The 22,684-nt window shown below is 29.6% G+C and carries 18 protein-coding genes; 4 read left to right on the plus strand and 14 right to left on the minus strand.

Annotated elements, in window-relative coordinates:
- The first annotated feature begins 296 nt into the window (after nt 1-296).
- Nucleotides 297-515, plus strand: coding sequence for a (2Fe-2S)-binding protein (locus tag I2A75_RS07540; protein ID WP_008681498.1), 219 nt, complete (start codon nt 297-299; stop codon nt 513-515).
- A gap of 81 nt (nt 516-596) precedes the next feature.
- On the opposite strand, the gene I2A75_RS07545 is transcribed toward I2A75_RS07540, so the two are convergent.
- The 7 genes from I2A75_RS07545 to I2A75_RS07575 form a co-directional block, all read right to left on the minus strand.
- Nucleotides 597-779, minus strand: coding sequence for a hypothetical protein (locus tag I2A75_RS07545; protein WP_195263869.1), 183 nt, complete (start codon nt 777-779; stop codon nt 597-599).
- Nucleotides 780-908: 129 nt separating this feature from the next.
- Nucleotides 909-1,271, minus strand: a complete 363-nt coding sequence (locus I2A75_RS07550; RefSeq protein ID WP_195263870.1) for a hypothetical protein — start codon at nt 1,269-1,271, stop codon at nt 909-911.
- Nucleotides 1,272-1,293: 22 nt separating this feature from the next.
- Entirely contained in the window at nt 1,294-2,259 is a 966-nt protein-coding gene (locus I2A75_RS07555; protein ID WP_195263871.1) for an oligopeptide/dipeptide ABC transporter ATP-binding protein, read from the minus strand.
- A complete protein-coding gene (locus tag I2A75_RS07560; RefSeq protein ID WP_195263872.1) occupies nt 2,252-3,298 on the minus strand; it encodes an ABC transporter ATP-binding protein in 1,047 nt (348 codons plus the stop codon). Before I2A75_RS07560 ends, I2A75_RS07555 begins: the two co-directional genes overlap by 8 nt.
- 14 nt (nt 3,299-3,312) lie before the next feature.
- Nucleotides 3,313-4,236, minus strand: a complete 924-nt coding sequence (locus I2A75_RS07565; RefSeq protein WP_195263873.1) for an ABC transporter permease — start codon at nt 4,234-4,236, stop codon at nt 3,313-3,315.
- 16 nt (nt 4,237-4,252) lie between these two features.
- Nucleotides 4,253-5,206 (minus strand): ABC transporter permease, encoded by a 954-nt coding sequence (locus tag I2A75_RS07570; protein WP_195263874.1) that lies wholly within the window; start codon nt 5,204-5,206, stop codon nt 4,253-4,255.
- A gap of 81 nt (nt 5,207-5,287) precedes the next feature.
- Complete coding sequence (locus tag I2A75_RS07575) at nt 5,288-7,000, minus strand: peptide ABC transporter substrate-binding protein (protein ID WP_195263875.1); 1,713 nt, start codon at nt 6,998-7,000, stop codon at nt 5,288-5,290.
- Nucleotides 7,001-7,356: 356 nt separating this feature from the next.
- On the opposite strand from I2A75_RS07575, the gene I2A75_RS07580 reads away from it, so the two are divergent.
- Nucleotides 7,357-8,532 (plus strand): class I SAM-dependent rRNA methyltransferase, encoded by a 1,176-nt coding sequence (locus I2A75_RS07580; RefSeq protein ID WP_195263876.1) that lies wholly within the window; start codon nt 7,357-7,359, stop codon nt 8,530-8,532.
- A gap of 849 nt (nt 8,533-9,381) precedes the next feature.
- Nucleotides 9,382-9,678, plus strand: a complete 297-nt coding sequence (locus I2A75_RS07590; RefSeq protein WP_195263877.1) for a hypothetical protein — start codon at nt 9,382-9,384, stop codon at nt 9,676-9,678.
- A gap of 184 nt (nt 9,679-9,862) precedes the next feature.
- On the opposite strand, the gene I2A75_RS07595 is transcribed toward I2A75_RS07590, so the two are convergent.
- The 4 genes from I2A75_RS07595 to I2A75_RS07610 form a co-directional block, all read right to left on the minus strand.
- Nucleotides 9,863-10,732 (minus strand): CAP domain-containing protein, encoded by an 870-nt coding sequence (locus I2A75_RS07595; protein WP_195263878.1) that lies wholly within the window; start codon nt 10,730-10,732, stop codon nt 9,863-9,865.
- A gap of 576 nt (nt 10,733-11,308) precedes the next feature.
- The gene (locus I2A75_RS07600; protein ID WP_195263879.1) at nt 11,309-12,040 is read right to left on the minus strand and encodes a 2-phosphosulfolactate phosphatase family protein; all 732 of its coding nucleotides are present in this window, start codon (nt 12,038-12,040) and stop codon (nt 11,309-11,311) included.
- 82 nt (nt 12,041-12,122) lie between these two features.
- Nucleotides 12,123-13,049 carry a TIGR01212 family radical SAM protein gene (locus I2A75_RS07605; RefSeq protein WP_195263961.1) on the minus strand — a complete coding sequence of 309 codons (927 nt, stop codon included), beginning with the start codon at nt 13,047-13,049 and terminating at the stop codon, nt 12,123-12,125.
- Nucleotides 13,050-13,132: 83 nt separating this feature from the next.
- A complete protein-coding gene (locus I2A75_RS07610) occupies nt 13,133-14,239 on the minus strand; it encodes a hypothetical protein (RefSeq protein ID WP_195263880.1) in 1,107 nt (368 codons plus the stop codon).
- A 131-nt stretch (nt 14,240-14,370) separates the two neighbouring features.
- Between I2A75_RS07610 and I2A75_RS07615 the strand changes: the two genes are divergently transcribed.
- A complete protein-coding gene (locus I2A75_RS07615; RefSeq protein ID WP_195263881.1) occupies nt 14,371-15,429 on the plus strand; it encodes a transporter in 1,059 nt (352 codons plus the stop codon).
- Between the two features lie 58 nt (nt 15,430-15,487).
- Here I2A75_RS07615 and I2A75_RS07620 read toward each other — a convergent pair whose 3' ends face one another.
- The 3 genes from I2A75_RS07620 to I2A75_RS07630 all read right to left on the minus strand — a co-directional run bounded on the left by I2A75_RS07620 (nt 15,488) and on the right by I2A75_RS07630 (nt 22,646).
- A complete protein-coding gene (locus I2A75_RS07620) occupies nt 15,488-17,263 on the minus strand; it encodes a heme NO-binding domain-containing protein (protein ID WP_195263882.1) in 1,776 nt (591 codons plus the stop codon).
- Nucleotides 17,264-17,397: 134 nt separating this feature from the next.
- A complete protein-coding gene (locus I2A75_RS07625) occupies nt 17,398-18,819 on the minus strand; it encodes a peptidoglycan-binding domain-containing protein (RefSeq protein WP_195263883.1) in 1,422 nt (473 codons plus the stop codon).
- A 62-nt stretch (nt 18,820-18,881) separates the two neighbouring features.
- Complete coding sequence (locus tag I2A75_RS07630; RefSeq protein WP_195263884.1) at nt 18,882-22,646, minus strand: S8 family serine peptidase; 3,765 nt, start codon at nt 22,644-22,646, stop codon at nt 18,882-18,884.
- Between the last annotated feature and the right edge of the window lie 38 nt (nt 22,647-22,684).

A 22,684-nucleotide genomic window follows, 5' to 3' on the forward strand; every position in this document is an offset into this window, starting at 1 on the left:
TATAATGAAATAATATTAATACATCATTATATTAATAATAACTATATTCTACTACAAAGTAAAATAATATAAAAGATTATATTTAAGAATATTTAAGAATATTTAAATATATTTTTGGCAAAATATATTTATAATGTGTATTATTAATACTAAAAATTAACTAATAATTTTTATCAATTAGTATTGACTTTCTTTATTGCTAAATATATAATATAAACATAAAGAATAAACATTAAATTTATTTTTTATCCCCTTTATTTTCCTTAGTCGATTTCTTAATATAGGAGGAAAACTAAATGGAAAATAACTTAAACGAACAAGTCCTTGATAAGATTACTAAAGTTTGTACTTGCAAGGCAATACCAAGATCCAAAATTAAAGATGCAATCAAAGCCGGAGCCCACACTGTAGCAGAAGTTTCTAAGGCAACAGGAGCTTGTACAGGTGGATGCAGAGGCTACAGATGTACCCCTACAATCCAAAATTTGATTGATAAACATCTGGAAAATAACTAATATAGTTCCCCCAAACTATATTAGCATATAGATTATATCTCCCCTAAAACCACCTGTTATGGAAACAGGTGGTTTTTTTATTTAAAAGATTCTGATGGATAATCCAAAATTTTTAAATGTATCTTTTGTCATATCAATATGTTCTAAATCCTTATTTTCAACCTTATCTTTTGTTATACTTTCACAAGTTAATTCATCAATTTTATTCTCCACGTATCTTCTAATTCTTCTTGGAGTTGGTATAACAATCGCCTTAAATATCATATATATCTCCCCAAATAATTGCTTTATACTATAATTATATTTACATTTATATTTAATATTCATCAAAATAAATAAAATCCCAAACTCCTTAAAGAATGGGATTTATAATTAAATTTAACACAAAATAATTCAGTTCATTATGCTAGAATTCACTATAATCCAATCTATAATTCCTCCATACAAAATGATAATTAAACTAACTGTTATTAAAACTATTTTATATGAAAATACTCTATACCTTTTTTTCCACTGGTCAATAAATAATAATTCCTTCTCATCTCTTTTCTTTAGTATTAAAAGGGCCCCCAAAATCATTCCTAATGGTCCAATTATAAGCAATGCACTTCTTACAATATTTAATGACTGTTGCCAATTAAACTTTGATATTAATAAAGAAATTACCCCCAAACCAAAAATAATTGCTAAAGATATAAAACTTCCAACAAGCACGCATTTAGCAAAATCATTTATTATTCCATTCAAACTTTTCATGTGTTTATCTCCTAAAATTTAATTAATATAAATGACAAGCGACAAAATGCCCTTTCTCTACTTCTTTAAATTCCGGGTATTCATTTTTACATATATCCATACATTTGCTACATCTACCTTGGAACTTACATCCTTTTGGAGTATTAATTGGGCTAGGAACATCTCCATCTAACATAATTCTTTCCCTATTTTCTTCTATATCAGGATCTGCTATTGGAATTGCTGACATTAAGGCTTCTGTATATGGATGTTTAGCATTATTAAATAATTCTTCCGATTCAGCCAATTCAACCATACTACCTAAGTACATAACTGCTACTCTATCTGAAATATGCTTGACCATAGATAGATCATGGGCAATAAATAAATATGTTAATCCTAATTCCTTCTGTAAATTAATTAATAAGTTAGCAATTTGTGCTTGAATTGATACATCTAGAGCAGAAATAGGTTCATCACATAAAATGAATTTAGGTTCAACAGCTAAAGCTCTAGCTATACCTATTCTCTGTCTTTGTCCACCCGAAAACTCATGTACAAATCTATTTGCATGCTCTTTGTTTAATCCTACATACTCTAATAGTTCATAAACCCTTTTATCCCTATCCTCTTTTGATTTAGCTATACCATGAATATCTATTCCTTCTGATATTATATCAGCAACAGTCATTCTTGGATTTAACGATGCATAAGGATCTTGAAATATAATTTGAACTTCCTTATTAAATTGTTTTTTTTCTTTACCTTTTAATTCATCTATTGATTTACCCCTATAAAGAACTTCCCCAGAAGTTTTATTATACAATCCTATAGCAGTTCTTCCACAAGTTGTCTTTCCGCATCCTGACTCTCCAACTAATCCTAAAGTCTCTCCTTCTTTTATGGCAAATGAAACATCATCTACTGCTTTTAAAATATCTTTATTCCCAATTTTAAAATACTTTTTTAAGTTTTTTACTTCTAAAATTATATTTGATTCATTAGCCATTTCTTCTTTCCTCCTCAATTTTCTTTAAAATTTCCTCAGGAATCTCTTCACTGTATAACCAGCATTTAGCCTTATGTGTATTTCCAAATGAATACTCCTTTGGTTCCATTTCTAAGCATATATTCATACAATATTTACAACGAGCTGCAAATGCGCATCCTTCTGGTGGTGCAATTAAATCAGGGGGTGTTCCTTTTATTGTGTCTAGTAACTGCTTCCCTTTCCATCCAAGCTTAGGAACTGAGTTTAAAAGTGCCCAAGTATATGGATGTTTAGGCTCATAGAATATCTCTCTCTTTTCTCCCTGTTCTATAATTTGTCCAGCATACATTACAGCAATTTTATCTGCCATTCCCGCAACTACTCCAAAATCATGAGTTATTAATATTACCGCTGTATTAAGCTTATCTTTTAATTCATTAATAAGTTCAAGTATTTGTGCCTGAATTGTAACATCAAGAGCTGTTGTAGGCTCATCTGCTATTAAAATTTTAGGATTACAAGCAACTGCTATTGCAATCATAACCCTTTGTCTCATTCCACCTGAAAATTCGTGTGGATACTGATCAACTCTCTTTTCAGCATTTGGTATTCCTACAGATTCAAGTATCTTTATAGCTTCTTCTCGTGCAGACTTTTTATCCATATTTCTATGTGCTACTAAATTCTCTATTATTTGCTTACCAACCTTCATAGTTGGATTAAGAGACGTTAATGCGTCTTGGAATATCATTGCACATTCGCCACCTCTGAACTCTCTAACCTTCTTTTTATCATAAGTTAATATATCTTCTCCATTATAAAATATCTTACTGTCTGCTTTAATTTCTCCCTGTGGAGCTTGTATTAATGCCATAATTGATCTAGCTGTAACGCTTTTTCCGCATCCCGATTCTCCTACTATAGCTAATACCTCGCCTCTATCAACCTCAAAAGACACCCCTCTAACAGATTGTACCTCTCCTGCATAAGTATGATAAGATACTCTTAGATTTTTAACATCTAGAATTGATTCATTTATTTTCACTAACTTTTCCATACCTTATATACCTCCTATTGTCTTAATTTTGGATCTAGAGCATCTCTTAAGCCATCACCTAAAACGTTAAATGATAATATTAATAAACATAAAACTATCGTAGGGAATAGCAATTGATAAGGATAAAATGCCATGGCTTGTTGTCCTGCTGATAATAACGAACCTAAACTAAATACTGGAATATTTAATCCTAAGCCTAAAAATGACAATATTGTTTCAGAAACTATTACACTTGGAATTGTTGATGCAACATCTAATATTATTAATCCAATTGTGTTAGGTAATAAATGCTTTAAAATTATTCTCATTGGAGATGCACCTAAAGCTTCCGCTGCTAAAACATATTCACTTTCTCTTAATTGAAGAATTTGTCCCCGTATCATTCTTGCTGTACCAGTCCATGCTGTTAAACACAAAGCTAACATTAACTGAAAATATCCATTTCCTAAAACAACTAAAATCAGTAAGGTAATTATTAAGTATGGAATACTATTTAATACTTCAACTATTCTCATCATTATTTCATCTACTATTCCACCTAAATATGCAGCTATGCCTCCATATAAACATCCAACTACTATATCTATTACAGTAGCAATCAATGCTACGCTTATTGATATTCTTGTTCCTATCCACACTCTTGTAAATAAATCTCTTCCCATAGCATCTGTTCCCCACCAGAACTCACTACTAGGAGATAAATTCTTTTTTTCTGTTACAACAGTTTGATAATCCATATTTCTTATTATTGGAGCAAAAATTGCCATTAGCACAATAGCAACTAATACAAATAAGGCACCCATAGCAACTGGATTCTTTTTAAGCCTTCTCCAAGCATCTTGCCAATAACTAATATTGGGCCTTACAACTAAATCGCCATCTAATGTAGATGAGTCTACAAGTTCAAATCTTTTATCTTTTACCTCTAATTTATTCATAAAGTTACACTCCTATCTACTTAACTAATCTTATACGCGGATCTACAACTGTATAAAGTATGTCAGTTATAAATATTGCTATAAGATAAATTAATGCATACAATAATGTTAATCCCATAAGTATTGGAATGTCTCTATCATTTGCTGCTTGAATAAAATATTGTCCTGCTCCTGGAATAGCGAAAACCCTTTCTATAAAGAAAGATCCAGAAATTACTCCTGATATCGCTACTGGTAATACTGTAATTATTGGAATAAATGAATTTCTAAGAACGTGCCTTCTAACTATCTCCACTTCTGATAATCCTTTTGATCTAGCTGTAAGTGTATAATCTTGATTTATACTATCCAACATGCTTGTCTTCATCAATCTTGCATAATAAGCTAAATATGTTCCTGCACCCGCTAATGTAGGTAAAAGTGTGTACTTCCACCCTCCAAGCCAAATATCTGTCCCCTTCGGCCATCCTATTATAGGTAAATTTAATAATGGACCCTTTGCTAAGTACTTTTGTAATAATAGTGATAATACTAGCGAAGGCACTGAAGCAAGTAGCATTACTCCTACTAAAATTACATAATCAATGATTTTACCTCTATTCATTGCAGCAACTATTCCTAAAAGAATACCTAGTGTTACTCCAACTGCTATCTGTTGTATTCCAAGCCTTGATGATACTGGCATCTTATTTTTAACTATGCTTGAAAGTGTATCACCTGCATGTACTAAAGACTCACCAAATTCACCCTTTACAATATAATTTTTTATTGTTATAAAATACCTCTCTACTACAGGCTTATCATAACCATACTTAGCTATAACAATTTGTTTTGTTTGCTCTGGCAACTTTTGAATCTTCTTATCTATAGCTGTTCCTGGAATTGCAGCTAAAAGAAAAAAAGTAGCTGTTCCAATTAAATAAAGTGTAATAACCATTTCAAAAAATCTTCTTACAACATACTTTGCCATATTCCCACCCTTTCTATATTGAATTAATGCACATCAACAATAGTTGATGTGCATCCTACTAATTTTATATGATAACTTTAATTAGTTTTTCCCTTGTATATATGCATGTTTAAATTCATACACTGCACCAAATGAAGTAAATTGAATGCTCTTAACATAGTTTTGATAGAATGTATATTTATCAGTATAGTAGAACGGTGACATAACAACATCTTCATTAACTAATTTATTTTCTAGCTTTTTATAAATGTCTGTTACTTTAGCTTGATCTGTTTCTTTATATACAGACGCTAATAATTCATCATATTCAGTATTAGCATAACCAGTATGATTATTTCCACCATTTGATACCCATATATCTAAGAAAGTCATTGGATCATTATAATCTGCTGACCATCCAGCCATTGTAAAATCATATTCTAACTTTTCTAATATATCATTATACAATCCCCAGTCACCTTGAGTTTCAACATTAATCTTAATTCCTAAATTTCCATTAATTTGTTGTGCCATCCATTCAGCTCTTTGTTTTTGTAATTCTGAACTTCCTTGAGATAAATAAGTTAATTCATATTGACTTAAATCATCTGTTTGAAGTCCTAATTCTTTTAATCCTTCTTTAAATAGTTCTTGAAGTTTTTCCTTATTATTTACATAAGTCTTTGCATCACTTTCTAAAGGTCCTTCTACTTTATCTCTATATTTTTCATCTCCGACATTTATAGCTGTTGGAATTACTCCATATGCTGATTGATATCTACCAACTAAATCTTTTGTATAAACATCTCTATCCACAGCTAGTCCAATAGCTTTTCTTATTTTAGCATTTTTTAATATTCCATTAGCTGATTCACTCTTTTGATTGAAATATAAATAAAATGATCCTGGATCCGATCCTGTTAGCTTTTGGAATTCACCTGCATCAGCTCTTTCAGTCCATTTGTCTATATAATCTGTTTGAGCTCCTGATATATCTAATTCTTGTGCTTCAAATAATTGAGCTTGAGTAGCAAATTCTTTAATATTTGTCATGTTAACCTTTTGAAGATGTACATTATCTGCATCCCAGTAGGTATCATTTTTTACTAATACCATTGAATTTCCATTGTCCCAGCTTTCTACTTTAAAAGGTCCATTATATACTCTATCTGCAATATTGCTAGCATATTGGTCACCTAATTTTTCTATAATATCTAATCTAATTGGATGGAATACTGCATAGGATACCTTTGATACAAAGTAAGGTACTGAATGTTTTAACTTAAATTCTAAGGTATAATCATCAGTAGCTTTTATTCCTACAGAATCTAGTGAACCTTTACCTGTATTGTATTCTTCTGCTCCTTCTATATCATAAGCTAAGAAAGAGTAAGCAAAACCATTATCTGGATTTAATATTCTTTTGAAAGAATCAACATAGTGTTTTGCCACTACAGGTTCTCCATCCGACCAATTCATTTTTCTTAAATGGAATGTCCATGTTAATCCATCCTCTGATGCTTCCCATTTTTCTGCCCCAGCTGGTACTATTTCATCGCCTTTTCCACTATTTTCAATTCTTACTAATCCTTCTTCTACTGCACTAAGAATAGATGAGCTTTGATTATCTGTACAATCATTTGCATCTAATGTAACCACCTCAAAATAAATAGTATTTAGAACTTGTTCACTATCCATTTGTACACTACCAGACTCTCCATTCTGTGATTGTTCAGGACCCTTGTTTCCACAACCTCCAAGTACCATCATGCAAGTTAAGCCTATCGCTAGTAAAGAAATAAACCTTTTTTTCATAATTTGCCCCCTTTTTATTATTAGTATAATAAATATGCACATTAATATATTTATCTATTCAAAATAGATATAAACAAATTCTATTTAATTGAATAAATAGTTAAATATATACATTATTACATTTTATTACATTTAGTTTATTGTTAATATTATAGCACTTATTTTATTAAAGTCAATTTATTTACACATTATTTTTTAATAATTTATTTATATTTTATTGATTTATTTTTCAGTTTTACATATTTATTATTAAATACAAATAATTTTATTATTAACCTATATTATTCAAGTTTAATATTTATTTTGTTATAGTTATGATATAATCTTATAAGATTAATTTAGGAAGGAGCTATAATATGGCAAGTAAATTTTATTTACATAAAGGAAAAAATAAAAGAGCTGAGCAAGGAAGACCTTGGATATATGTTGATGAAATAAATGAATATGATGGCGATTATGAAAACGGTGATATAGTTGAGGTATATAATCATAAAGGATTCTTTATTGGAAAAGGCTACATAAATGATAGAAGTAAAATAACTATAAGAATAATGACAAATGATATCAATGAAGAAATAGATTATGATTTCTTTAAAAAGAGATTTGCTAATGCATTTGAATATAGAAAAACAGTTATAGATACCTCTTCTTGTAGATTTATATTTGGTGAAGCTGACTTTTTACCTGGACTTACTGTTGATAAATTTGAAGATTACTATGTAATTCAAATTTCTACTTTAGGAATGGATAAGTATAGGAATCTAATAGTAAAAGTTCTAGTTGAAGAATATGGTGCTAAGGGAGTCTATGAAAGAAGTGATATTAAGACACGAGAAATTGAAGGACTTGAACAAACTAAAGGTTTCTTAACAGAACCTTTTGATACAAATATTCAAATAATAGAAAATGGAGTCAAATACATAGTTGATTTAGAAAATGGTCAAAAAACTGGATTCTTCTTAGATCAAAAAGAAAATAGAGCTGCTATGCATAGAGTATGTAAAGATAAGGATGTATTAGACTGTTTTACTCATACAGGTTCATTTGCCTTAAATGCTGGTATAGCTGGTGCTAAATCAGTTCTTGGTATAGATGTATCCCAACATGCTATTGATTGTGCAAGAAGAAATGCTGAACTTAACAACTTACAAGATATAGTTAAATTCGAATGTCATAATGCATTTGATGTTCTTGGAGATTGGTCAAGAGAAGGTAAACAATTTGACGTTGTTATACTTGATCCACCAGCATTCACAAAGTCAAGAAATACTATCAAATCAGCAATTAGAGGTTATAAAGAAATAAATCTTAGAGGCTTAAAAATGGTTAAGCCAGGCGGATACTTTGCTACTTGCTCTTGTTCACACTATATGAGTGAGGAGCAATTAAAAAAGACAGTTCAAGAAGCTGCTCATGATGCTAGAAGAACATTAAGACAAGTAGAAATAAGAACCCAAAGTGCTGATCATCCAATTTTATGGAATTCTGATGAATCATATTATTTAAAATTCTTTATTTTCCAAGTAGTCTAATACAATTAAATAAAAACTAATAAGAATAGTAAAAAGAGCTTCATAATATAAAGCTCTTTTTACTATATCATTTTATTAATAAAGCACATTATAATATACATAATACATACTTTTAAAATCTATAGTGTCATTAAGGAGCATTTTTATGAATAAACTAATTTATTATATTAAGAACCTAACCCTTTTAAATTCATTATTTTAGCATCAATAATATCATATCTTTCTACTATTCCATTCACTATTCTATCAATATATAAAAATAAATCATATTCGCCTAATATAAGTATAAGCTTTATATTTATTATACTCTCTATATTTATAGTTCCAGTATTAGAATCAGGAATAATCTTACTAATTGTTAATATAGTAAATAAATTTATTAAAAATAAATTTGCTATAACTATTATATCTTCAATTATTTTTAGTTGTAGACATTATTACTCACTCATATATGTACTAGCTATTTCTATACCTTCTTTTATTTTTATTTATTCATATTTAATATATAAACCTAAGAATAGTAATTTAAAGCCAATAATAATTATGACATTAATTCATATGCTTTATAATTTATATAATTTTATATTTAACTTTATATTTTAAAATATTATTTATAATATTTTTCTGTTCTAATTATCAATTTACATAATTAATACTATTAGTATATAACATCTAAAATAAATAGTATTTTTGACTTTTTTGAAAAATAATATATAATTTATTCTAGGTAAATATTTCTATATAAGTATTATTTTAATAAATATATGTATTTTATTTATCTATTATATCCACGGCAATAATAATATGAATATTTTATATGGATTTTAAGTTTTGAAAGAAGGTTTTAAGGTGACATCAAATATTGAAAATGTAAATAAAAACTTTGAGGAATCAAAAATATCAAATACTAATACTAGTACTACAAATTCTATATATGAATTCAATAATGTAGTCCTAGATTTCAAAAATATTGATGAAGCAGTTAAGATTATAGAAAAATACTCCTTTTGTGAGTCATTGACTATATCTAAAAGAAATAGAATAAACATAAAAATAAAGACCTCAAATTTACTACTACTATTTAATCAATTATCAAAGGATAATTTGTTTTATCTTTATATAGATATAGTGAAATGTGATATATAATATTTAATATTTAAGTTTTATTTATACTAATAATACCTTTACTAAAATAATTACGTCACTCCTGTAATATCCTATATAAAATTAAAAGCTATTACTTTGCAAATCATATTGCAAAATAATAGCTTTTATAAGTTATATATAGGCTAGTAACTTAGTCTATCCAAGTTATCTTATATCTTTCATTCTATCTATAAAATTCTTGTGTTGCATAATATGTGTTTCCTATTTTGTAAACACCAATACCTATGCTACTGAAGTTTGATGATAGTATATTTGCTCTATGTCCTGATGAGTTCATCCAGTTGTCCATAAATTGTGTTGCTAAAGTCGCATTACCACTTACACCTTGTATGTATGCAATGTTTTCACCCCAAGCACTATATGATACTCCATCTGCCTTCATTTGTTCAGTAATTAACTTTCCTTGCGGATCTTTATGATCAAAATATCCTCTATCGCCCATATCCTTAGATTTAATTCTAGCATAGTGCTCCATTGTTCCATTATAGCTTAACGCAGGGAGCCCAGCTGCTGCTCTTTCTTGATTTACTCTTTGGAATATGGCTTGTTCAATTTCAGCTATATAGCTGCTACTATCTGAAACATTTGGTTTTTGATTTGATTCTTGCCCTGAATTAGAGTTAGAACCTTGTGATGGAGTAACCACCGGCTTTTGTTGTGGTGTGTATTGTCCATCAGTATAACAATCTTCATTTGAATTTTTATTTTCTGTTTGTTGATCAGCTTGTACACCTGTTTCAGTCTTACTATTTGCAGTTTGTTTATTATTTAAAGATTCATTATTTTCATTAGTCTTAGATTCAGTTGAAACCTTATCTGCTGAAGCTACTGTATTTTTACTTGTTTCTACTACACTATTAGATTCATCAGTTTTTGTTTCCTTATTTTCAGATGAAGTTTCACTGTTAGATTGAATCTTTGTAGCATCATTATTAGGTGCTTCAGTTTTTGAAGGCATAAAAAAGCTTCCTACTCCTAAGGCTATTGTTAATCCTGTTGATGCTAATAACATCATTAATTTTGATTTAATCATTTGTAATTCCCCCTTCAGATTTGTTTGTTCATCTGTGCCATTATACTAACATAATGTTTAGGGGGTCTAAATATGAGTTAGTTTCTAATTATTCAATATTATTCTATTAATGCCAATTTAATTTTTGATATTCATTTTTTACCATAAAAAACATCATATAAAACTCATAACATTTACATATATTTTTATTAATTTTTCATTCTTCCTTAGATTGCGTCATTCCAAAGTTTAAGTACATTAATTTTTATATAAAAATTAATAATCAAATATTTTTTTCATCAGCAAGTTGATATATTTACCATGATAAAATTACCAAAAAGTTTTTTTATATATTCTACATATTTTTGAACAAAAATAAAAGACGACTAAGCGTTGCTATTAGTCATCTTTTACTGAAATAAATTCTATAATTATAGGAGTTTAATTTATTTGTATATACTTCATATTATTAAAAGTGTGGAGCTTCTAATAATATTTTCTCTCTCTTTAACTGATATTGATTATCAATCTAATATTATGATATATTCTTTTTTTACCATTGTCAATAGAAAAATTGCAATTAATTGAAATTTATTATCAGTCATTTATTAATGATATAATGCCTGTATTTTTATTTACTATTGGAACTATATCTAATATATCTTTTTTACAGCAATATTCAAGATCATCCTGTAAATTTAAATCTTTCAATATATTATAATGTCTTGCCTCTTTTATAAAGCTTACTATATTTTGATTATTTTCATATATATATTTAGCTGTTTTAGCTATATCAGATAAATTATAAATACCCTTTTTACATAATAAATTAATCATATACCCTGAGCATATAAAGTCATCCATAGAAAACTGACCATTTGTACCTGAATTTATAAATACAACATCACTAGAATTTTCATTCAATCTATCTATAACAGCTTTAGCATTTATCATCGCACCTATTAGTATTTTACTTGCTTTTAAACTTAAATTTATTGCTCTTGTTCCATTAGTGGTACTTAATATTATACTTTTTCCTTTTATTTTATCTCTCGTATACTCTAATGGTGAATTAGTAAAGTCAAATCCTTCTATTTTTATAGCTCTTCGCTCTCCCCCTAACAATGTGGCTATTCCTTTTTCTGAAAGTTCTTTTTTCTTATTGAAGGCTTCCTCTACGGTTAGCATAGGAATAACTTCCCTTGCTCCATTTGCTAATGCTGTTGTAATAACCGATGTAGCTCTTAGCATATCTATTACTACTACGGTCTTATCTTCTAGATATTCTTCTTTAATATGATCTGCAGATATAATTACATCTATATTCATAAAAATACCTCCCCATATTTTAAATTGAAATTTGATCAATTATTAATTTTTATATTTTAATTCTTCATCTTTAATAATTAGACTATTTAAAATTCTTTCCTTGCCATATATCATTATCCTCTAGTGCTTTATCTATGGCATTTAATACTTCCCACTTTTTTAAGCTCCACATTGGTCCTATTAGCAATTCCCTTGGTGCATCTCCTGTTAATCTATGCACTACCATTTCTTCTGGAATCATAGAAACTCCCTTACAAACTAAATCTATGTATTGTTCCTGTGTTAATAGCTTTAGTTCACCACTTTCATATTGCTCAACCATTTTTGTCCCTTCCATTAGATGAAGCAGATGGAACTTTATACCCTTTGCCCCTGAGTGTGCTATATAATCTACTGTCTTTAACATATCCTCTTCTGTTTCACCTGGTAATCCAAAAATAGTATGTACAACTACCTCAATGTTTCTTTCTAATAATCTTTTTAATGTATTATCAAATACTTCAAAGTCATATCCTCTATTAAAGTTTCTAGCACTTTCATCATTTATTGTTTGTAGTCCAAGCTCAACAATCAAATATGTTTTTTCATTTAATTCAGTCAAAAACTCTAAAACATCATCATCAATACAATCTGGTCTTGTTGCTATCGATAAAGCTACTACATTTTTTTGCATTAATGCTTCTCTATATTTTCTTCTAAGTTCTTCTACTGGTGCATAAGTGTTGGTATAAGCTTGGAAATATGCAATTAGCTTTCCATCCTTCCACTTTTTCTCCATCATATCTTTTCTATCTTCAAATTGCTTTGTTATAGATAAGGTTCTACTTCCAGCAAAATCACCTGATCCTCTAGCACTACAAAATGTGCAACCTCCTTTAGCAACTTTTCCATCTCTATTTGGACAAGTAAATCCTCCATCTAAGGATATCTTATATACTTTTTCATTAAATTTATTTCTAAGATAATAGTTTAAACTATGATATCTCTTACCATTCCATTCTTTCATTATTTCCTCCTAATAAAAAAATAAAAGTACCACTATATTTAAGTTGTACTTTTATTCTACTACATTATTTTTATATGTTAAGTATTTTAAATATTTTTTTTAACTTCCTCTTCTTCCATATTTGCTTTATATCCACCAATAACATCTATATTAATATCATTTCTACCTTCCTTACCACTTACCTCAACAGTAATTTCACTTTTATCAAAGCTCTTTAAATTTATATTATATTTATCTTCTGGAAACATTTCATTAAATTTTAACTTAACAAGTTCTCCATCAGCTGTTTTATATACATTTATTCTATTTAACCCACTAGCATTTAAATATTCTACGATTAAATATCCCTCTTCTTTTGAAAACACCAAATTTTTCATTTTAACATTATCCAGTATATCTAAAGGTACAACTTTCTTAGCTATTGGTTTATCTACTAGCTCCTCTAAATCACTACTAATATTAGAATTTTGATTTGCACCTGCTGTTGCACTTTCTCCACCGCCTTGCCCTTGAGCCGCTTTACTTTCTTCTATATATGCAATTGATAAAAAAGCCTTATTATTTCCTATTGTGGAGATAGCTACTTTTTGTCCTTTATATCCTAATGATACTGGTCCAAATGCCTCAGATGGAGCTTTTTCCTTATATAACATTATTTTATTTTCACTTACATAAACATCCTTAGGTAAATTATTTAATGTTAGTATTAGATCACTTTTTCCCCCATCCTCTCCAATTATTCTTAAGGATTTATTTCTTACAAAAACTTGCTTTTTATTCATTGATTTAACTTCATCAATTTTATATTCATCTCCAATTTTTAAAACCTTTATTGCATAATTATCTAAATCACATTTTGGTTCTGATGCTGAATTTCTAATTACATTATATATCGCATAAACTGAACCCGAAGATTCTATCATGTTATCAGGCGCATAAGCTATTATTCTTGATGTTCCAGTAGAAATCTCCTTATTTTTACTTATCAATTGCTCTGTACATAGCTTATTTGCTTCTTCTATATTGTCATCCTTAACATAGTTTAAATAACTTTCAGCAATTTTTGCTGCTTCCTTTGGATTAAATAAATCTATATTAGCTTTTTCATTATTTTCTTTTTTTGCACATGCAGATAATAAATAAAAACTCATAATTACTACTAAACAACATTTAAACAAATTCCTCTTTTTCACTTTAATTACCTCCTTATATATATTCCTCAAAGTTATTTTCCCTAAGAAAATATACCTTATTCATTTTTGAAGAATAAAAGTGCTTTTATAAATATATATTTGTTAATAGATAGTAAATAGGGGGATTAAAAATGAAACGTGAATTTTCTAAAATTTTTCAAATAGCAGTTGTTTTTATTGGAACAATTGTTGGCGCTGGGTTAGCTTCTGGACAAGAAATCAAAGAATTTTTCACATCATATGGAGTATCAAGCTTTATAGGAATTATAGCTTGTGGTATATTTTATATAATTATGGGTTCTATAGTCTCTAAAATTAGTATTAAATATAAGTTAAACTCTTATGGTGATGTAATTAAGGTTGTAAGTCCAAATTTACTCGGCAAAATTACTGGTGTAATTACTACACTATACTTAATTTCTAGTGCGTCAATAATATTAGCTGGTAGTGGTGCATTAATAAATCAATTTTTTAATATTCCTAAGATAATTGGATCTTTAATAATGGTTGCTTTAGCAGTTTTCTTTCTTTTAAGAGATACAGATGGTTTAATTGAAGTTAATTCATTTATTGTTCCAACTCTTGTTATTACTATAACAACAATAACCATACTATATTTTATGTTTTGTAAAGATATGATTTCTATAGAATTTTTAACTAAATTTGAACCTAAAAAGACTGGTATCACATTATCTACAATACTATATGCTGGATATAATACTCTTTGTTGTCTTGGTGTATTAGTGCCTCTTAGTAATCAAATAAAAAAACCTAAAACTATGTTTTATGGAATTACACTTGGTGCAATAGGTTTAGCTTGTTTAAGTTTTGCTATAAACTTTTTGTTAATGATAAACCAACCATATATACATCAATATGAAATACCTTTATTATTTGTAGCACAACGCTTTGGCAATGTAATTCAAGCATTATTATTAGTTGTAATTTGGTTAGAAATGTTTTCCACTGAGGTTTCTGATGTTTACTCCATAAGTAAAACATTAGATAATAGCTTTAATATAGACTTTAAGAAAGCAATCTTCATAGTTCTAATTATTGCTCTTCCTATATCAAGAATAGGATTTTCAAAATTAATTGGATCATTATATCCTCTTTTTGGTATGCTTAGCTTGGTATTTATAGCACAAACAATTTATTTTTATTTTAAACATAAAAAAGAATTAAATTAATTCATAAAACAAAACACCCCAGCCTCAAAAATTGAGTCCATGGGGTGTAATTTTTTAATTATATATTTACATCATTTTCAAAGTTATCTCCAACATCCTTAATTTTTTGGAGAGTATCTATCATATCCTGAATATTTCTAGTAAACTCTTCTATATCTTGGTTAACTTGTTGAGATGATGCTGCATTTTCTGCTGCAATAGAAGCTAGTGAATCAATAGTTTTAAACATTTCTTCTACTGATTTAACTTCATTATTTAATTGGATTATTGATTTATTAGTTTCATTTGATACAACTTTAATCAACTCATTAGCTTCTAAGCTTATCTTTCTAACATTCTCTAAATTATCTGTTTCTAGCTCCAATATATTATATTGGCTTTCTATACTTGTTACTAATGAATTAATTTCTTCTGCAAAGAACGATAAATTACTATTTATATCCTTAACAGCTTGTTGTGATTGTTCTGCAAGCTTTCTTACCTCTTCCGCTACAACAGCAAATCCTCGTCCTTGCTCTCCAGCCCTTGCAGCTTCTATTGAAGCATTTAATGCTAAAAGATTAGTTTGAGACGAAATCCCTGCTACTAAAGATACTATATTAGTAATATCTTCTGCTTTTCTTTGAAGATTTTTCCCCTTTTCCTTTACATCCATAAATGATTTTAATGATTCTTTTATAGCTTCACTTGACTTGTCCACATTTATATGACTTTGATTAATTTTTTCAACAGATTTATCTAATTCATTTTTATTTTTATCTTCGGTCTTTACAAGATCTTTTAAAGCTAAAATATTTTCATTTGTTTGCTTTACAAGAGTTTCAGTACTTAATTCTTGTTGCATTGCTAACTCTGAAACTTGTTCTGAATAACTAGATATTTCCTCTGTAGTTTTTCTCATTTTTTCTGTTGTATTATGCATCGCTTTGGTAAATGTTGATAATTCATTAGCCGCAAGACTAGCTGATGTTGAATCTTTACCAATATTATCTTTTAACCTTGATATTCCCTTATATATTTTTTCAAGCTTATCATTTGTAGAAATACTTCTATCTATAGCCTCAAAATTATTATTTTCTATATTTTCTATTATGTCATTTAAAGGCTTTATTGTCATATAACATACAAATGCAGATACAATTCCAGAAATGACTCCAATAATTAATCCCTTTGACAATCCTGCAAGTAATATACTAATACAAGTAGTAATTATAAATATTGGAACTGCCATCTTTAATTCTAAACTCTTTAATCCTATTCTTGATAAACTATTACTGAATATGTACCTCTTACTATGTTGAATTGTATTTTCAAAATTAATATGTACTTTTAATTCTCCCTTTTTTCTTTCTACTTCTCTAATCTCTATAGTCTCACCAAAATGTTTAGCACTTCCATTTAACAAACCTAAGAAATAATCAAATAATTCTCTATCAGATTTATATGTAAGATATATACTATTATTTGATATTGGCTCTAAATGCATCTTAGGTGGCCTAGAACCCCTTATCTTTTTCATTATTATTGAATGTATAAAGTTAAGTGAATCTAAAAACTTATATAAGTTTACTCTTTTAAAGAATATAGGATAATCTTCTGAAAACTTCTGCAGATTATTTTCTCCAATGACTTGCCACAGCTCATTTACTGAAGTACCTACATTATCTGCTATAGTCTGTATTAAATTAAATATCTGTGGATCATTTACATCTTCTAACGGTGTAAACACTATGTTTTCTGACCAATTTACTGATTTTAAACTTTTATTTATAACTTCATTTCCATATAAATCTCTACATGTCCTTAGCCATGTAGAAACAACTGTACCTTTCATAACTGTCCCCCTTAATTTTAAATATGTATCCGCTCTGTTGTAGGTAATAAAAAAACTTATATATTCATGTTCATTATATAACTATTTTTATGAAAAAAATAGATGAATTGGAAATATTCCAATTCATCTCCTTATCATACCATATCATCCATGTAATCAAACTTAGGAATTGTAGGATCATAGTAGTTATCAAAAGACCTTGGAGGAACAAATATTCTTTGAACACTTCTTGCACTTCCCCTTAATTCTGCTATTCTTGTTACTCCTACATAAACATCTGATATTTTATACCAAGTTGCATAATCAACTACACCAGTTTTAGGTAAATTGAAAACTCCTTGGAAAACCCTAACTGCCTCTGCTGTATTAGCTCCATATATCCCATCTTGGGCAACCTTAGGAATTAGAGGATAGTTCTGGGATATTCTGTTTAAAAATTCCTGTACAGTACTAACTTCTACTCCCGATGACCCTATTATTAAATCATATCCAGGATATGATTTTGGTACTCCTTTAACTTGCTCTGCAGTAACTAATTCAATATCACTTCCATAAAAGCTCGTTAATATTTCATATGGAGTTTTACCTTGATCGCCTAAATACTTACTTCCCCATTGCGTCATCCAACCTGGACAAGATACATTTTTACCATCACAATATTGGGTTAATAGCGGTTGCTTTCTTCCCATCCTTCTTACATAAGTTGCAAATATATCATCTACTACTTCACTAATACTTTCAAATATATTTCTTCCATAAGTAAATGCATGATCATATGCTGTAGAATTTGTTATATCAAAATTCTTTCCCTTACCTCTATACCACTCTGTATATATTCTATTTAAAGTAAATGAAACTATAGCATAAACATTTGAACGTATTGTATTTTCTGACCAAGTTGAATATATCTCACATGATGCAACATTTTTTATATACTCCTTATAAGGAACTCTGTAATTAGGCGCTGATGTATTATTGGGGCCTCCAGCATGGACAACTATAAATTCGGGTACAACTGGTTTTTGCAAAACAACTCCGCTCGTTGGAGGTGGCAATGGCTTTTCTTCTTCTTCAGGTATTTTCTCTGGATAATTTCCATTTAAAACATTTGGACCTATATTTATTACTTCATTAATATTTCCTGTTGTCGGTGATACATTTGGTCCAGTTGGCGAAATATTTGATGTATTAGGTGGAACATTTATAGTTTCAGTTCTGTATGCTCTATTTAAAGATTCAATCATATTACATGGCTGTAAAGCCAATTCATCAGGAAAAACCTGACACCTATTTATTAATATACTTTGAAATCCTTCCCTCTCTACTCTTATATCATACATACTATATGGGACCTGTCCTGTTGGCTGTTGTGAGTATTCTAAAGGAGGTGCATCTAATTCTATTATTTCTGATTCTCCCATAGAGTTAGTAGTTAAAACTATATCATTTGTTTCTGGACTCCCAATCGATGGTCTTATAACTATCCTTGAATTTTCAATAGGTATATAAGTTTCATTAACAAAACATTGTACCTTTAATCTACCTTTTTGAGCCATACATTTCTCCTTTAATATTTTTCCTTTAATCAATATATGCCTTTGCCATCAATTTGGTTCTTTTATATATCTGTTGGTTTGCTTACAAATAGATTCCCCACTCTATATTCTTCATTATCTCTTGTTTGACTAACACCACCAGTTAGATTTTCTCTTATAGAATCGAATACTCCCTTCATATCTACTGCTCCATACCCCCATTGTTCGTTTGGATATATATCTCCTACCCTCATACTTGTTCCCCTTATTAAATAAGTTCTAATTTCTGTTGCATACAAATTAGGATCATTTCCATCTACAACTCCCCATTGCATTATTAATGCACAACAACCTGCTGTAATAGCTGTTGAAACAGATGAACCACTTACTACTCTAGTTCCACCTCCTGGCATTGTAACTACCGCATTTATACCACCTGCCGCAACATCAGGTTTTACTCTTCCATCCCTTGTAAATCCCCTGCCTGATTGACCTACGGTTGCATTATTATTTTGATTATAAAACGCAGCTACTATTGCCCCTCTTGACGTTCCAGGAACCGTTAATGTTGTATATTGACTTGGACTTAAGAACTTAGTATCAGGGTCTAACAAGCTTCTTTGGGGCAACCAGCTCCAATACCTTCCATCAACTATATAATCACCATAAAGCCTAAACTGCCATATTCCCTCCTTAAGTCCCCTTGCTTCTACGCTTATTATCTCATCTCCAGTAACAGGATCTGGATAAATATAAGAAATTCTCATTCGTGTACCTTCATAAACAAAACTTATATTCTCTACTTTATTTAATCTTACTGTTAGCTTTTCAACAACTTCGCCTGAAGGAGATACCACTCCTAGTGAAACTTTATCTGGTTGCTGAATATATATTTGAAAATTTAAGTCTTTTTGGCCTTTACCTATTCTAATTTCTATATTCTTTATTTGACCTGGCTTATCAAATTTACCTTCTGTATGAGTATCAGTATCACCTTCATTTCCAGTCCCTGTAACACATGCAACCGCCAATTGGCTACTTGTATTTGCCATTATTATTTCAATAGCATTAGTTCCATCATGAGCTCCTGTATTACTTCCAAGAGGGACGCATATTACCATCGGCCTTTTTATATCACTTGCTAATCTTGATAAATATCTTACAGCCAATAATACTTCAACAGTTGCATATCTTCCTGTTCCTGGAGTGCTAACTCCTGCATAATCTAATATAACGCTAGGTGCCTGCTTTAACTTAACTATTGCAAAATCACAATCTGGGGCTGCTCCCATAACTTCAGGATTTATTCCTCTAGCTCCAGCTAAACTAGCTACCATAGTTCCATGTCCTATATCATCTTTTGTTTTAACTATGGCATATGGATCTTCTCCTCTCTTATTTGCTTGTATAGCTTGATTAATTTGATCACTATTATATTCAACACCTAACTTAGCGCCATAAATATCACTCTCGCCATTTAAGCTCTGATCCCATATCCTTAATATCCTTGTAGTTTCATCTTCCCTCATAAATTCATTATTTAAATAATCTATACCTGTGTCTACAATACCTACTACAACCCCTCTTCCATTTAATTTTAGAAATGGATTGTTATGAAACAGAGGAGCACCACTAGCTTCTACCGGAGAGGATTGTTCTAATGTATAAATTACTGGTACCTCTATTGAAACTATATCTTTGACGTATGGCTCTACTTCTAAAATTCTATTAAAAGGTATATAAACTATAGCAAAGTTATTATCTAATATTGTAACTGATGCATCTGGAAGATTATTTATCTTTAATAATTCTTCTCTTGATGTATATTCAACTATAAAACCTACCACCTCGTTATAATCCTTATAGTTTTGAAATGTTTCTCTTTCAAAGTCCTTGTATATACTTGGCTGCCTGTAATCATTGCTTTTTACATCCACTTCCTTCTCCTCCAAAATTCTATTAATTAAACTTTCACTTTTGCCATCTTCATCACTATTTTTGATTTTATTATCTATAGTCACTATGTTATTCGAATCTTCATCTGCCTCATTATCACTATCCGAATCTTCATTGATGTTATTCACGCCATCATTTCTATATAATTTACTACTTCTAGATCCTATAAACCCAATATTATTTATTATAGCTTCTATAGCTGCATTTAAGCATACCTGACCATATCCCCAACTCGGATCTGGATATATTACATCCGTTCTTGGCCTCTTAGCTGAAATTACTAAATAATACTTTAATCTCTCACCAAATAGATATGGATCATTTCTTTTTAATATTCCCCATTCCATCATTAATGCTGCAATTCCAGCTACATGTGGAGTAGCCATAGATGTACCACTTTTAGTATCAAATGACCTGTTTGGAGTTGGTGCTGAAATACCTTCTCCTGGAGCTACTAAATCTGGTCTTATTGTCTGAAATATTGCTGGCCTTCCTCTTCCACTAAAAGAAGATATATTATTAGTAACATAATTATAGCTTCCAACTGCAATTATATTGCTTACTGTTGCAGGAATTCCAAGTGTATTTAATACAGTTGGTTGTAAAAACTTTGTATTAATATTTAATCCTTCAGATATTGGCAACCACATATCAAACATACCCTTATACTCATTTTGTAATGATAATCTAATTTCCCACTGCCCTGATGATATATATTGACTATTTGTTAGTAATGCAATTGATATTTCTCCTATTAAATCAAATGGTTTAGGCCCAGTATAAAAAACCTGGTATCTATCCCTTCCTATTATTCCTTCAGTATAGCCTTCCCTTATTACTATCTCTCCACTTGTCGCTGCAGTGGGGCTTGTTATTCTTATAGCTATATTGGATAAAACAGATTTATATAAATTTAATACTACGGCAGGTTCATCCTCAGCTACATTTATAGAGATTCTTTTTTCTCCTGTAAGCTCTCCACCAACATGATGAGCTGCATCTCCCTCATTTCCAGCGGCAATGGCAATTGTAATTCTTTCCAATGTTGATATGGTTGATATATATTGCTCTAAAAGACTTGTACCATTATGAGCTCCATCATTTGTACTTAAACTTATATTAACTACTAATGGTTTATTCAATTCCTTACCTCTATCAACAAGAAACTTTAATCCTCTCATTATATTAGTACTAAGTGCAAATTGGCCTCTAGTAGATTTAACCATTGCAATTGAACTTTTGGGGGCTACCCCATAAAAGGATGGATTTATATTTCCTCCAGCACAAGCAATCCCAGCAACATGAGTTCCATGTTCTGTATTATCATAAGAAGGAACTACAGAAAATGGATCCGGATTTTGAAGCGCAGTATTAATAATCTCCCTATTGTATATTTTCCCATTATCACTTAAATCATATATATAATCTATCCTTGTTGTTCCATCTTCATTCCTAAATGCTGGATGAGTATAATCTATCCCTGAATCTATAAATCCAATTAAAATCCCTTCACCTTGAATATTAAAACTCTCTCTAGCTGTATTTACACAGGCAGCCCTATTACTTTGAGCATCTGTAGTATATAAGCTTTTAGGTAACTCTATATATTGTATTGAATTGCTATTTGCTAATCTCCACAAATTTTCAACAGGTATATTAACTATTCCAAATCCAAAACCTAAATTTTCATATCTTCCTCCTAAGTCCTCTACAATTTTAGTTACATTCTCAGGACTATCTCCAGATATTATAGTGACTTCTATTGTACTTCCCTCTGAAAAACTAGTACCATGGCTTATTCCTAATTTACTCAATACATTCTTTGGTACATTTTGTATAAGTCCTAATCCTGCATCTACCTTATTTGGATTTATGTTTTCTATAGTTCTCACCTCACAAATTTTGTTTATATCAATATATGTATTGTTTT

It is taken from the genome of Clostridium sp. 1001275B_160808_H3 (genome assembly GCF_015550425.1).
Classification (GTDB): Bacteria; Bacillota; Clostridia; order Clostridiales; family Clostridiaceae; genus Clostridium.

What these genes read in the sequence shown, in the direction of transcription:
- I2A75_RS07560 (WP_195263872.1), bottom strand. Translation starts at nt 3,298, where the DNA reads ATGGAAAAGTTAGTGAAAATAAATGAATCAATTCTAGATGTTAAAAAT.
- I2A75_RS07600 (WP_195263879.1), bottom strand. Translation starts at nt 12,040, where the DNA reads ATGAATATAGATGTAATTATATCTGCAGATCATATTAAAGAAGAATAT.
- I2A75_RS07545 (WP_195263869.1), bottom strand. Translation starts at nt 779, where the DNA reads ATGATATTTAAGGCGATTGTTATACCAACTCCAAGAAGAATTAGAAGA.
- I2A75_RS07550 (WP_195263870.1), bottom strand. Translation starts at nt 1,271, where the DNA reads ATGAAAAGTTTGAATGGAATAATAAATGATTTTGCTAAATGCGTGCTT.
- I2A75_RS07565 (WP_195263873.1), bottom strand. Translation starts at nt 4,236, where the DNA reads ATGAATAAATTAGAGGTAAAAGATAAAAGATTTGAACTTGTAGACTCA.
- I2A75_RS07540 (WP_008681498.1), top strand. Translation starts at nt 297, where the DNA reads ATGGAAAATAACTTAAACGAACAAGTCCTTGATAAGATTACTAAAGTT.
- I2A75_RS07575 (WP_195263875.1), bottom strand. Translation starts at nt 7,000, where the DNA reads ATGAAAAAAAGGTTTATTTCTTTACTAGCGATAGGCTTAACTTGCATG.
- I2A75_RS07620 (WP_195263882.1), bottom strand. Translation starts at nt 17,263, where the DNA reads ATGAAAGGTACAGTTGTTTCTACATGGCTAAGGACATGTAGAGATTTA.
- I2A75_RS07570 (WP_195263874.1), bottom strand. Translation starts at nt 5,206, where the DNA reads ATGGCAAAGTATGTTGTAAGAAGATTTTTTGAAATGGTTATTACACTT.
- I2A75_RS07555 (WP_195263871.1), bottom strand. Translation starts at nt 2,259, where the DNA reads ATGGCTAATGAATCAAATATAATTTTAGAAGTAAAAAACTTAAAAAAG.
- I2A75_RS07625 (WP_195263883.1), bottom strand. Translation starts at nt 18,819, where the DNA reads ATGGCTCAAAAAGGTAGATTAAAGGTACAATGTTTTGTTAATGAAACT.
- I2A75_RS07595 (WP_195263878.1), bottom strand. Translation starts at nt 10,732, where the DNA reads ATGATTAAATCAAAATTAATGATGTTATTAGCATCAACAGGATTAACA.
- I2A75_RS07615 (WP_195263881.1), top strand. Translation starts at nt 14,371, where the DNA reads ATGAAACGTGAATTTTCTAAAATTTTTCAAATAGCAGTTGTTTTTATT.
- I2A75_RS07580 (WP_195263876.1), top strand. Translation starts at nt 7,357, where the DNA reads ATGGCAAGTAAATTTTATTTACATAAAGGAAAAAATAAAAGAGCTGAG.